Source organism: Rossellomorea vietnamensis (assembly GCF_025398035.1).
Lineage (GTDB): Bacteria > Bacillota > Bacilli > Bacillales > Bacillaceae_B > Rossellomorea > Rossellomorea vietnamensis_B.
In genome coordinates this window covers 466,273-479,164 of record NZ_CP104558.1, presented here as the reverse complement: position 1 = coordinate 479,164, position 12,892 = coordinate 466,273, and the positions used below count along the sequence as shown (strand labels likewise).

The 12,892-nt window shown below is 44.8% G+C and carries 15 protein-coding genes and 1 riboswitch; all 15 genes read right to left on the bottom strand.

The window, feature by feature from the left end:
• Positions 1-32: 32 nt before the first annotated feature.
• On the bottom strand, positions 33-1,418 hold the full coding sequence (locus tag N5C46_RS02580; RefSeq protein WP_261750790.1) for an L-cystine transporter: 1,386 nt from the start codon (positions 1,416-1,418) through the stop codon (positions 33-35).
• A gap of 104 nt (positions 1,419-1,522) precedes the next feature.
• Positions 1,523-2,167 (bottom strand): thiamine phosphate synthase, encoded by a 645-nt coding sequence (gene thiE / locus N5C46_RS02575; protein WP_261750789.1) that lies wholly within the window; start codon positions 2,165-2,167, stop codon positions 1,523-1,525.
• Positions 2,164-2,973 (bottom strand): bifunctional hydroxymethylpyrimidine kinase/phosphomethylpyrimidine kinase, encoded by an 810-nt coding sequence (gene thiD / locus N5C46_RS02570; RefSeq protein ID WP_261750788.1) that lies wholly within the window; start codon positions 2,971-2,973, stop codon positions 2,164-2,166. Before thiD ends, thiE begins: the two co-directional genes overlap by 4 nt.
• Before the next feature lie 16 nt (positions 2,974-2,989).
• Positions 2,990-4,012: a thiazole biosynthesis adenylyltransferase ThiF gene (locus N5C46_RS02565; protein ID WP_261750787.1), complete on the bottom strand. Its 1,023-nt coding sequence runs from the start codon at positions 4,010-4,012 to the stop codon at positions 2,990-2,992.
• On the bottom strand, positions 4,009-4,773 hold the full coding sequence (locus tag N5C46_RS02560) for a thiazole synthase (RefSeq protein WP_261750786.1): 765 nt from the start codon (positions 4,771-4,773) through the stop codon (positions 4,009-4,011). Before N5C46_RS02560 ends, N5C46_RS02565 begins: the two co-directional genes overlap by 4 nt.
• Before the next feature lies 1 nt (position 4,774).
• Positions 4,775-4,978 carry a sulfur carrier protein ThiS gene (gene thiS / locus N5C46_RS02555; protein WP_254651580.1) on the bottom strand — a complete coding sequence of 68 codons (204 nt, stop codon included), beginning with the start codon at positions 4,976-4,978 and terminating at the stop codon, positions 4,775-4,777.
• Positions 4,979-4,982: 4 nt separating this feature from the next.
• The gene (thiO, locus tag N5C46_RS02550) at positions 4,983-6,080 is read right to left on the bottom strand and encodes a glycine oxidase ThiO (protein ID WP_261750785.1); all 1,098 of its coding nucleotides are present in this window, start codon (positions 6,078-6,080) and stop codon (positions 4,983-4,985) included.
• On the bottom strand, positions 6,064-6,705 hold the full coding sequence (locus tag N5C46_RS02545; RefSeq protein WP_261750784.1) for a thiamine phosphate synthase: 642 nt from the start codon (positions 6,703-6,705) through the stop codon (positions 6,064-6,066). Before N5C46_RS02545 ends, thiO begins: the two co-directional genes overlap by 17 nt.
• Complete coding sequence (locus tag N5C46_RS02540) at positions 6,695-7,498, bottom strand: energy-coupling factor transporter transmembrane component T family protein (RefSeq protein WP_261750783.1); 804 nt, start codon at positions 7,496-7,498, stop codon at positions 6,695-6,697. The genes N5C46_RS02545 and N5C46_RS02540 overlap by 11 nt, the downstream gene beginning before the upstream one ends.
• Positions 7,495-8,922: an ABC transporter ATP-binding protein gene (locus N5C46_RS02535; RefSeq protein WP_261750782.1), complete on the bottom strand. Its 1,428-nt coding sequence runs from the start codon at positions 8,920-8,922 to the stop codon at positions 7,495-7,497. Before N5C46_RS02535 ends, N5C46_RS02540 begins: the two co-directional genes overlap by 4 nt.
• Positions 8,923-8,936: 14 nt before the next feature.
• Complete coding sequence (locus tag N5C46_RS02530) at positions 8,937-9,515, bottom strand: ECF transporter S component (protein WP_034759152.1); 579 nt, start codon at positions 9,513-9,515, stop codon at positions 8,937-8,939.
• Entirely contained in the window at positions 9,508-10,215 is a 708-nt protein-coding gene (gene tenA, locus N5C46_RS02525) for a thiaminase II (RefSeq protein ID WP_261750781.1), read from the bottom strand. Before tenA ends, N5C46_RS02530 begins: the two co-directional genes overlap by 8 nt.
• Before the next feature lie 117 nt (positions 10,216-10,332).
• A riboswitch (TPP riboswitch) is annotated at positions 10,333-10,440 on the bottom strand.
• A gap of 269 nt (positions 10,441-10,709) precedes the next feature.
• Positions 10,710-11,309: a response regulator transcription factor gene (locus N5C46_RS02520; RefSeq protein WP_098354525.1), complete on the bottom strand. Its 600-nt coding sequence runs from the start codon at positions 11,307-11,309 to the stop codon at positions 10,710-10,712.
• Complete coding sequence (locus N5C46_RS02515) at positions 11,306-12,442, bottom strand: sensor histidine kinase (protein WP_034760685.1); 1,137 nt, start codon at positions 12,440-12,442, stop codon at positions 11,306-11,308. The genes N5C46_RS02520 and N5C46_RS02515 overlap by 4 nt, the downstream gene beginning before the upstream one ends.
• Positions 12,443-12,566: 124 nt before the next feature.
• Positions 12,567-12,764, bottom strand: coding sequence for a hypothetical protein (locus N5C46_RS02510; RefSeq protein WP_261750780.1), 198 nt, complete (start codon positions 12,762-12,764; stop codon positions 12,567-12,569).
• Between the last annotated feature and the right edge of the window lie 128 nt (positions 12,765-12,892).

The window sequence follows — 12,892 nt, the reverse complement described above, 5'->3', positions numbered from 1 at the left end:
GCCGGCTCATCAAAAATGAGCCGGCCCGGCATTTAAGCTTCAGCTTCGATCATTTCTTTATTATAGGTTTCCGTATCCAGTTCTCCCGTTACCTTACTAGTGATGATTCCAGATGTCATGGCACCACTCACATTTACGGCTGTCCGGCCCATGTCGATTAAAGGTTCGATTGAAATCAGAAGACCCGCTAACGCAACCGGCAGGTCCATGGCAGAAAGGACGAGGATAGCGGCAAATGTGGCACCGCCGCCAACTCCGGCGACACCGAAGGAGCTGATGGCAACAATGGCAATGAGCGTAAAAATAAATGTTGGGGTAAAAGGATTCATGCCAACCGTAGGTGCGATCATGACGGCAAGCATAGCCGGGTACACGCCGGCACATCCGTTTTGCCCAATGGATAATCCAAAAGATCCCGAAAAGTTGGCGATCCCTTCAGAAACACCCAGTTTATTTTTCTGGGTTTGAATATTAAGGGGCAACGTCCCTGCGCTGGATCTTGAGGTAAAGGCAAAAGCCAATACGGGAAGTACTTTTTTCACGTATGTGACCGGATTCAGTCCTGTAAGCGTCAATAGGATTAAATGGATCAAGAACATGATAATAAGGGCAACATAGGACGCCCCTACAAATTCACCAAGTTTCATGATGGCATCGAAATCACTCAGTGCGACTGTTCTCGCCATGATGGCCAGCACACCGAATGGCGTCAGCCTCAATACCAGGGTCACAATTCTCATTACGACAGCATAGATGGAATCCACAATTTTCTTGAAAAATTCCGCCGCTTCAGGTTCCTTTCGCTGAACCCCTAAATAGGCGATGCCGATGAAGGCTGCAAAAATTACAACGGCTATGGTCGACGTGGCTCTTTCTCCGGTTAAATCAAGGAAAGGATTCTGAGGCAGGAGTTCCAGGATTTTTTGAGGATAGCTTTGGCCTTCTAAAGCCGCTGCCCTCTCCTCCAGCTGAACACCCCTTGCCGCTTCGGCATTTCCTTGATCAATTTGGATGGCTTCCAGGTCGAATGCTGCAGTTGTCGCAATACCTACTGCAGCCGCGACGGCAGTCGTACCGACAAGCAATCCGATGATCAATACAGAAATTTTCCCTAGATTGGAAGATCGTTTTAATTTTGAAAAGGCTGAAAGGATCGATACGAATACAAGTGGCATGACAATCATTTGAAGCAGCTTAATATAACCCGTTCCGACAATATTGAACCATTCAATCGATTGGGTGACATTTTCATCACCTGCCTCATACACCCACTGTAAACCGAGACCGAAAACAATTCCCAGTCCGAGTGCGGCAAACACCCGTTTTGAAAACGAAACATTTTTTCTTTGCATATGAAATAGTACACCAATGAGAACAAGAAACACCAAAATGTTCAACAAAACAAACCAGACATTCATTCTAAACCCTCCCTCTTATCGATGATGGTGATACAAGTTAGACCGGGGTCTACTGTATCGTATGATAGAGGAGGGCAGGATATGTTGTTTTTGTCCGGTGATTTTCAGAAAGATTTTAACAAACTATCCTGAACCCCTTGAAAGAGAGTATGAGTACGCTCAGGATGTTTTGAAATCGCCGAGATGACAGCCACACCATCGGAGCCTGCTTCCATTACTTTATGGACATTTCCCGAATGGATGCCTCCAATTCCGACCACGGGGAGGCGGATCCCCATTTTTCTCATTGATTCAATCACCTTTGGTCCTTGGACGGGTCTGCAATCATTCTTAGTTGTAGTTTGAAACATGGGACCCACACCCAGATAATCCGCTCCCGATTCTAAAGCGAGTTGTGCTTCCCTCACATTATGAGCGGAAATCCCAAGTATTTTATCACCCAACTTCTTTCGGACCGCTCCGATTGATTCGTCCTCCTGTCCTATATGTACACCATCTGCACCCATTTTCAAAGCCAGCTCCACATCATCATTGATAATAAAGGGAACCCTGTACTTTTGACATACATGCTGGAGTTCAAGAGCCAGTTCCATCATGGGCTTTCCCTCCAGACAGCGATTCCCCTTTTCCCGAAATTGAAACATGGTAACCCCGCCCGAGAGTGCTTCTTCCAATACATCGACAGGAGATCTTTCACAATTTTGACTGCCCATCACGAAATATAGCTTTAAGGAGTCTCTAAGATTCATAGATTGACTCCTTCATGATAGGCCCAATGATTCGTTGGCCCATGTCCATTCCCGATGCCGAGAGAATGTGAGATGGCAGCTGTAATAAATCCCTTGGCAGTATGGACTGAATCAAAGACGGGGTTCCCTTTTGCCAATTCTGCCGTGATGACCGCAGAGAACGTACAGCCCGTTCCATGCGTATGGGGTGTAGAAATTCTTGGACTTGTAAACTCAAAGAATTCTTTCCCGTCATAAAGAATGTCAGTCGCATAAGATGATTGAGATTGTGATTGGTGACCGCCTTTAATGATCACATGTTTGGCCCCCATCCCGTATAGGTCCTCAGCAGCTTTCCGGCAATCACCAACATCCCGTATCTCTCTTCCCGTTAAAGCTTCTGCTTCAGGGATATTGGGTGTGATGACGTAAGCAACCGGGATCAGACGATTGATCAACGCTTCAATGGATTTTTCTCCTAATAAAGAAGCTCCCCCTTTCGCAATCATCACAGGATCCACTATAAGCTTCTCCCATCCGGAGGAGCTTGCGAAATCCGCAACAGAAGCAATGATCTCATCATTCACCAACATTCCGGTTTTTACGGCTTCGGGTGGCAAATCTTCATTAATGGAAGTCAATTGTTCCAAGACTTCTGATGCCGACGATGGAAATACACCCTGCACCCCTTTTGTATTTTGAGCTGTCACGGCTGTTACGGCAGACATCCCATAAACATGACACTCTTGAAACGTTTTTAAATCCGCCTGAATCCCGGCGCCGCCACCGCTATCCGACCCTGCAATCGTCAATGCTTTATATACCATCTGTCACACTCCTCTTTCAACCAAAATAACGATGATAAATTGATTTTGCTTCCTTCATTTCTTTCGTTCCATGGATAAGCGCCCGTCCGTCATAAAATAAAACTATTTGGAGGGAATCGACCTTGAACCTGATCAAATAAGGATTCCTTTCCACTTGCTTGCCCTGGTTCTCAAGTGTTTTTGAAATGTCCAAGAGATTAACAGAGTGCCTTGACGCTGGCCGGATTTGCACGGAATCCCGTCCACATAGGACGGCCGTTTTCGTTTGATTCTCATATCGAAGACTTGGGTACATTCGATGAACACCACACGAGGGACACTCTTCTTTTTTCAACTTCCTTACATCAAGAGACGTATGTTCATTTTTCCATAAATCGAAAGAGACGAGCCTATGGCTGAGAGATTCATAATCTTCCACCAACATTTTTAGTGCCTCTGTTGTTTGATGGGCGACCACCTGTGAGACGGCAGGACTGATGATTCCTGCTGTATCACAGGTCAAGCCCCCTATCGGAACTTCATCGATTAAACAGTGAAGGCAAGGTGTGACACCGGGGAGAATGCTGAATGAAATGCCATAGCTCCCCACGCATGCTCCATAGATCCAGGGAATGGAATATTTTTGAGATACATCATTTATGATCATCCTCGTTTCAAAGTTATCTGTAGCATCGATGATCAGGTCTGCACCCATGGCCAAGTTCACTAACTCTTCAGGCATGACATCGAGAATATGTGCTTCGATATCAACTGTTGAATTAATTTCCCCCAGTCTCTTTTTGGCAGCGATCGCCTTCGGTAGTCGACTTTTTGCATCTTCTTCATTGTAGAGCTGCTGTCGCTGCAGATTGCTCCATTCGACGTAATCACGGTCCACGATCGTCAGCTTTCCGATGCCGGCACGAACGAGGACTTCTGCGTTCCCCGTGCCCAAAGCTCCTGCTCCAATGACCAGTACATGTTTATCCCTTATTCTTTCCTGACCTTCACTTCCAATGGGTGAAAATAAAATTTGTCTTGAATATCTCTCCTCATTCAAACACTCATCCCCTCCATCGGACTGCTAGCTGATGCATAGCGCTTCCGGGGGATTCTTCCGGCTTCATATCCAAAACGGCCACCCTCGATTGCAAGCCTCATGGCATTGGCCATCTTGACCGGATCTTTTGCTTGTGATACTGCCGTGTTCAACAACACAGCATCTGCACCAAGTTCCATAGCATAGGCGGCATCAGCAGGAGAACCGATTCCAGCATCCACGATGACCGGTACGCTTGCCTGTTCAATAATGAAACGGAGGTTTACCGGGTTTACTATTCCCTGCCCAGATCCGATCGGGGATGCACCGGGCATAATGGCATGAGCGCCCAACTCTTCCAATTTTCTGGCAAGAACCACATCATCGGAAGTATATGGGAGGACCGTAAATCCTTCTTTAAGCAGTTCTTCCGTTGCCTTCAGTGTTTCAACCGGGTCAGGCAATAGTGTTTTATCACATCCGATTACTTCCACCTTGATCATGTCACAAAGTCCTGATGCCCTGGCTAACTGTGCATGCCGCACCGCTTCACTAGCAGTTTTTGCGCCAGCCGTGTTCGGTAATAATGAATAGCTCTCCAAATCGAGTTTTTCCAAGAAGTTGGGTTGACTGGGCTCGAATATATTCATCCTCCTTACCGTGAACGTAAGAATCTCTGTTCCAGAAACCTCCACAGCTTCCTTCTGGATATCAAAAGCAGGATACTTTCCTGTCCCTAACAATAATCTTGAATGAAATGTATAATTTCCGATTTTTAACATATCAACCGCCTCCTACAAATTGGACCAATTCAATGGTATCTCCATTTTCAACTGTTGCCTTTTCATGCTCGTATGCCCGTAATATAATGTGATTTTTTTCGACCATGATTGTACGATTCTTCAATTTATAATGGTGTATGAGATCGTCTATCGTCGTGACTGTGTCTGGCACGGTCACCAGCTGTCCATTAATCCTTAATTCCACTTTCTCAACTCCCCATGTGTGAATGTAGTAATGGATTCTCTTTGCCTTCCATCAGGTCTGCCATCATGACTCCCGTTATGGGAGCAAGGAGGATGCCATTCCGGTAGTGGCCCGTTGCAATGGAAAGCCCTTCAAAGCTTTCGCTTCTTCCGATGACAGGCAGTCCTCCTTTTGTTTGAGGCCGTATCCCTGACCAGGCTCTTTCCCAATCAGCATGGATCAGGTCTGGTAAAATGTCTGTAGCTTTCTGCATTAAACTCATCATTCCACTAACGGAAATGGTTTCATCAAAGGTGTGCGCATGTTCTGTTGCTCCTATTAAAAATCGGCCACCCACCTTTGGGACAATGTAGCAGCCCTCGGTGAAAATGGTCCTCTCCACCAATTTCCTGGAGTATTTCACCGAAAAGCATTCACCTTTAACTGGAAAAGAGTGAAGTGTCAAGCCGACTCTCTCCAGTAGTGATTGACTCCACGCACCGCCTGCAACGATGATTTCAGATGCATGATAGGGGCCGATCGATGTTTGTACTCCCACTATCCTGCTTCCTTCAACAATAAAGTCATGGACTTCCGTATACTCCTTGATATCAGCCCCTAGTCTGACTGACGCGTGGCCCAGTGCTTTTGTCAGCTTTGCGGCCGACACGTTCCCGTCACGCGGAATGAATAAACCGCCGGTTGCCTGCTTAGAGAGATAAGGTTCGAAGGTTGATAGTTTTGGAGAGGATAGCCATTCAACCCCTTCATCCTGATCCATTTTGGAAGCAACACTTACTAACGTCTGTGCCTCTTTCTCTGTCCTTGCCAGTTTGATCATTCCATTTTCCATATACTCTATATCCATACCGGTTAGTTCTTTTAATTCCTGTGCAAGGGCAGGGTACATATTCCGGCTTTTCTGCGCCAGGCGATAGAGGGGGCTTCCCCCATTGAGCTCCGTATGGACCCCTAGCATCCCCGCTGCAGCTTTTGAGGCTCTGGATGCCAATTGTTCCTTCTCAATCAGCAATCCTTTTTTTCCTCTTTTGGAAAGCTGATACAGAATCGAGCAGCCGATCACACCTCCCCCTACGATCACCACATCATATGGTTTCGCCAAGCTGTTTCACCTCCTTATGGATCGCCATATAATAAGCCCGTACTGCTTCAAGAGGGTCTTCTGAAAGAAAGATCCCCGATAATACCGCGATACCTTTAGCCCCGGTTCTCAAAATGTCCTCAACCCGTCCGGGTGTAATCCCCCCGATGGCGATGATGGGAAGGGGAATGTTCAATACGATGTCTTCCAAATTGACAATCCCTGTGCCTTGCTTCCCTGGTTTCGACGTTGTTTCATAGATATTCCCATATAGGAGAAAATCGGCTCCTTCGTCACATGCCCAAAGTGCTTCTTGCATGCTGTGCACCGATGAACCGACCTTCAAAGTTGGAAAACGTTCCTTCACAAGAGCAACAGGAGCACTATGATGCGAAAGCTGGACTCCTCTCACATGTTTCATCCAAGCGATGTCTGCACGATCATTGATGCACAGCTTCCTTAACGGAATACCAGCAGCTGTTAATTCATCAACGGTTTCAATCAACTCCGCAGCTGTCCAGGTTTTTTCACGGATATGAAGCATATCGATATAGGGGTGAATGGTTTTCGATATTTCCACCAATACTTCCCTTGATTGCTGACCAGTGGAAATGACATGTAGCCGTCTTCTGTTTTCAATTTCCATAGCGAACATCTCCCGTCGGAAATAGTGGTAGATAAATAGAAAGAATGTAACTTATGGAAACCATGAGTATGATGCTCCCCATAAAATAGCCATCAAATTTCGATAATCCGACTTTGTAGAAATAGGTTCTCTCCCCATCACCCTCAAAGCCTTTCGTATCCATGGCAACTGCAATTCTGTGAGCCCTCCTGATACTTTGTGCCAGCAAGGGGATGGAATAAGACTGTATGGTATGGAAAAGTTTCGAATAGCCCGTTCGTTCACGGGTGCCCCTGACTTTCAGTGCATTCCGAATGGTAGTGAATTCTTCAATCATGATGGGGATCAGCCTTATACCGGCCATAAAACTATAAGCGTACTTCGGCTTAAGGCCCAATTGTTGCATAAGTGAATAAAACAGGAGGACAGGTCTCGTCGTCAGAGCAAACAATAAACCTAAAACAGCGAATAGGAATGCCCTTAAACCAATGTGACCCCCCCTATAAAAACTTTCCTCTGTCACATGGATCATCCCCCAGGCAAACCACGTCGTCTCCCCTTTCCCAAACATGATCATCGAAGATGCCGTAGAGAGAAAGACAAGGAAAAATGGCATGGCCATCAGCGTCACTACCCTCTTTGAATATCCAGAGAATGACCACAATAAGAGGAAAGCGAACAAGGTCAAATACACGAGCCAGTTCAGGTAATGAATGAATAGTAAAAACAGAAAAAGTGTGATTATCATGAGCAACTTGATACTCGGGTTGATGCGATGAAGCCAGGTGTGTTTATGAGTGATTTCCATATTCATAAGGCTTCACTCCTCGCTGCTTCTACATCCGCATCTTTAACTACTCTTCCTTCTTCAACGGTCCATATCCTGGTTGCATAGTGTTGGGTGATTCTGATATCATGAGTCACCATCAAGATGGTGACTCCTTCACTCTGTAACTCAAGAAGCATTTCGAGCAATTCAAATGTATTGTGAGCGTCCTGTCCGAAGGTCGGTTCATCCAATAACAGAATCTCCTTACCGGGAACGATGGAAGCTGCAACACTCAGTCTGCGTTTTTGACCCACGGATAACGAATAAGGATGTTGCTCCTTAAATGAATGAAGGTTGAATCGCTGGAGTAGCTCATAAACCTTTCTCTCTATGCTCTCTTCGCTCAAATCCTTTAGCCGGTAACCATAGGCCACTTCGTCAAAAACGGAATGGGTGACAAACTGTAATTCAGGATTTTGAAAAACGAAGGCACATTCTTGTGAAATCTTTTTCCCTTTCATCTGTACTCCGTTTAATTCGTACGTCCCGCTAGTACGGTTGAATTTCATTAAGCTGTGCAGTAACGTTGATTTCCCTGCACCATTCCTTCCTGTAACAGCAATCCATTCCCCTTTGCGGATCACGGCATAGGACAGGTGAATCTTCTCTTTCTTTTGAATATAGCCTTTAAAGTCCTCCATTCTTGCAATCACAGGTCCGAATGAGGGACTCTCCCTCATCTGGCGGGATGACAGATATTCCTCCCATGCGCCCGGGTACCACACACCCAAGTTTTTCAACGTAAATTTGTATTTGTTCAAGATCCACTCTTTCGCTCCATCAGCCCTGATGGTTCCATCGACATCGAAAAGAATGATTCGATCGATCATGTCCAGAACGTGATCAAGTTTATGCTCAACGATCACCAGGGTTTTATCTAAACCGATTTCTTTGATTGTCTTCCAGACAGACTTTGTACTTTCCTCATCCAATAATGAAGTCGGTTCGTCCAGGAACAAGGTATCGGGTCTCAGGGCAAGCGCAGAAGCAATGGCCAATTTCTGCTTCATGCCTCCTGATAATGTTGAGATTTTCGTATGGGGATCCTCAAGTTCCAGTCCCACCTCCGATAGCAGCCTTTGTATTTCCTCTTTCATCTCTTCACGGGAAATCCGTAAATTCTCCAGCACAAAGGCTAATTCTTCATCCACAAATGGCATACAAAATTGCGAATCCGGATCTTGGAATACATAGCCATAAGAATCAGATACCTCCAATTTTGCAGCTCTCATGGGAACATCGACGGAGCGGGGGATCACTCCGGATAAAACATGTAAAAGTGTTGACTTCCCGCATCCTGTTGGACCCAATAGCAATACTTTCTCCCCTTCATTGATAGAAAGACTGACTTCATTAAACATCCGTTTCCCTGTTCCGGGATAGGTAAGTCCAAGGTTTTCGACATGCATAAGCATCACCCCCATTACTGGTTCAATACATCGTAATCATCCTCACTTGCACGTCTGACCAGACTTGTGACTCCGGTTTTCTCGAGGGCCCTGACCAAATAAAATGATCCTGCACCTGCAATGACAATCGATCCCAGTAATCTTGCAAAGATAAACAATGACAGATTCCAAAGGACTAGATCTCCCATATACCCTTTCATGTAATCCATGAAGATGGATCCCCATGCAGAACCGAACGCAGCAAAACAGATAATCGAAAGATCATAGCGTCTGTATTTCGTCAGGAAGAAAACCGATTCTGCCATTAACCCTTGAATGACTCCGAATAAAAGGACCTCGAGCCCCCATTCAGAGCCCATGAGAAACTCTCCTGAAGAAGCTGCGATTTCGGCTAAAAGGGCGACACCGGGTTTTCGGATGATCAAGAATGCCACTGTGGCCGCCATGAACCACATCCCATAGATGAGTTGATCTGCATGCAACCCGATCGGCTTCAACAGGTTATAAAATGGACCCCACAGCTTATAAATGACCCCGAACATGATGGAAATGACCACCGTCACTAAAATATCGGTCAGTTTTAATTTAGACATGTTGTTCGCTCATTTCTTTTCCTGCATCCAGTGGATTCTGAAACGGCCATTTTTCCAAGGTGTAAGCCATCTCCCAAAACTGCCATTCATAGATGCTGCTCATAATGAAATTTTCTTTCATTCTTTCTTTATCGTGTAAGGTCATTGTTCCTGCCAATTCATCAAGCCTATTGATTTGTTCCTCCACTAACTCTTTAAACCATTCCCCGCCGTATGCCTTAATCCATTCCTGATACACCGGTTGTTCCGGCGTGCATGATTTCAAGCGTTCCCCGATCTCATAATAGAGCCAGTAACATGGGAGGATCGCCGCCAGGATATCAGCTAAGCCCCCATATCTTGCGGAACGATACATATGGGACGTATAAGCGTACGCTGTAGGAGCCGGTTTGAAATTCTTTTTTTCTTCATCCGTGATCCCTAATCGTTTAGAGAAATTTTCATGAAGAGAAAGCTCTGCTTCATTGGTTCCTACCGCGTGGGATGCCATTCGTGATGTGGTATGTAAGTCCAATGCTTTTGCAGCACCAAGCGCCTGCACCTTCGAGAAATGTGAAAGGTAATAGGCATCTTGCAAGAGGTAGTACTTGAACTTCTCGATGGGGAGAGTCCCATCCCCGATCCCTTTGACGAAAGGATGATCGAAGCTTGTGTCCCAAATGTCGTTGACTTCGTTTCGTAACACTGTTGAAAATGTCATGATTTTCTGCTCCTATTCCAGACGACCCGAAATGGGCAACAAAAAAGCCACTTTCCATTATGCATACAGCATACAGAAAGTGGCTTGAGATCAGAATGATAGAAATATATTCTATGTGACCTTCAAACACCACTTCCCTACGCTGGTCTCAACCAGATCAGGTTCAAAGGGTCTTAAAGTCACACTTTAATCTCAGCCTTTTCGAAGGCACCCCTAGTGGATCGTCTTATGAAATTTTGTTTTCGATGCTATCGTATCATGATTTATTGAGTTGTCAACATAAAAAAAACAATATCATCATTCTTAATCGGATTCCATATGGCTGTCGAACTCAATGACAGCAAAAGGTGGAGCAGGTTTATGTTATGATATATTTTTTTATTAAAAATTTCGTCAGTTCGTTTCTACATCCCGATCATATCCGAATAAAAATTCAATATCATGCAAAATTATAAAATAGAGGGACGGACCTTCAAAAAGGTCCGTCCCTCTATTTATTTAAACCATCCTTTTTCTTTGGATTGTGTGATGGCTTCGATTCGGTTTTTCACTTCCAGCTTGTCGAGTATGGTGGAGATATAGTTCCTGACCGTACCTGTTTTAAGCTTTAGTTCATCGGCGATTTCCTTAGTGTTCTTTCCATCGGCAACGAGCTCGAGGACTTCTTTTTCACGGTCTGTGAGTGGATTTTCTTCGCTGTAGACATCATCCATCAGCTCCGGTGCATAGATACGCTTACCATCCATCACAAGCCGGATAGAGTTCGCGAGCTCCTCACTCGGACTGTCCTTCAACAAATACCCTTTCACGCCACCCTTTAATGCCCGCTGAAAGTAGCCTGATCTGGCAAAGGTGGTAAGGATGATCACCTTACAATCTTCCCCTTTTAATTCCTCTGCCGCTTCAAGTCCCGTCTTTTCAGGCATTTCAATATCCATGATACAAATATCCGGCTTCAGTTCATGAACGAGGGAAATGGCTTCTTCTCCATTGCCTGCTTTTCCTACCACTTCCATATCATCTTCAAGGCTCAATAGAGACCCTAATGCACCCAACAGCATCCGCTGATCTTCCGCAATCACAATTCGAATCATTCCATTCCCTCCCTGTCTGTCTGCTTGATTACTTTCGGAACCCGCATGATCAAGGTGGTACCATCCACCGAAACGATGTCTAGGCTTCCGTTGACAAATTCCAACCGCTCTCTCATCCCGATCAGACCACTGCCTTTGGACTGAGTATAGTCACTCCCGATCCCCACACCATCATCCTTCACCACAATGGTCATCTCTTTATCCGATTCCTCGATGATCAATTCACAAGTGGAAGCCTTGCTGTGTTTTACTACATTGGTCACAGCCTCTTTCAAGCACATGCTTAAGATGTTTTCTAAAAAGAGTGATGTCTGAGGAAGGGTGGTGTCATCAGTCATCCGGAATTCAATTTCAGCAGCCTTCAACAGCTGCTTGATCCTGACGATTTCATCTTTCAATCGAATCCCCCTCATCTGGGAGACCATCGTCCTGACCTCACTTAATGCGGTTCTTGCCGTTTGCTGGACGTCCTGTAATTCACTTCTTGCCTGCTCCGGGTTCTTGTATACCAATTTTCTCGCAAGGTCACTTTTCAGTCCGATCAATGAAAGCTTTTGACCAAGTGTATCGTGCAGATCCCTGGCAATTCTCTGACGCTCTTCCTGTTTGACAAGGTCCGATATCCGCTTATTAGCATCTTCCAGTTGGTCTTCCAGCTGAACCTGTTTATTCCGATTATAAATATTGAACGGAAGCAGGATGACGCTGATCCAGATAATCAGGATGAAGGGAAACTGGGAAAGGAATAATTCGTCCTGCAGCACGAAATTATAATTGATCGATGCCGTCGTCAGGACCAGATGAATGATGTAAAGGGTCAAAAATGCAACCCGGTTCTTTATATTCCCGTTGTAGTAAGCAATGTAAAAGGCGAAATAAATAAAATTAAACTGGATGGTCATGGTGATGGAAATCGCAATCAATATCGATGTCCATAAATAAACCGGCCAATCTTTCGAGATAAAAGCAAAGCGTAAAGAAATAAAAAATGTAATGGTCAAGAAAATCCCCACCGCAATTTCAATCGTAGAAGAAGATTGAAAGATAAAGTAAAATGGCAGAATGCTGATAATACTCCATATGTAGGGGGAAATACCCGAACCTCTTTGAATATTGATTAATTTTTTCGGCATTTGCACGCTGAATACCTCTTTTGTTTTCAATGTTTTGAATATGTTTCCTATATTATGACATATATGAACCTGATTTTCACATGTTGCCTTTGAGTATTAATTGGTCTTCAGGGGTGTCTGAATACTAGTATTTTCGGTTTTGAATTCTTTTTTGCTTCTCCATGATCTCATAGGATTTGTGAATGATGTCTGTTAAGACGTCACCTTTATAGACCCTGCCAATTTTTGTGTTCTGCTGATAGTATTCTACAATTTCATCCAATTTCTCGTACGTTTCTTTATCTACCCTTACATTAAGTTGCATTCTTCCTTGATCTGACAAGGTTCGCCCTCCCACTCTATCAATATGATATCAACTGCTAGCACTTTGTTATCACAAGTATATCAGATGCTATATGATATAAATACAGTTCAAATGTCATATTAATCATAGAATAACGAAACAGCCCG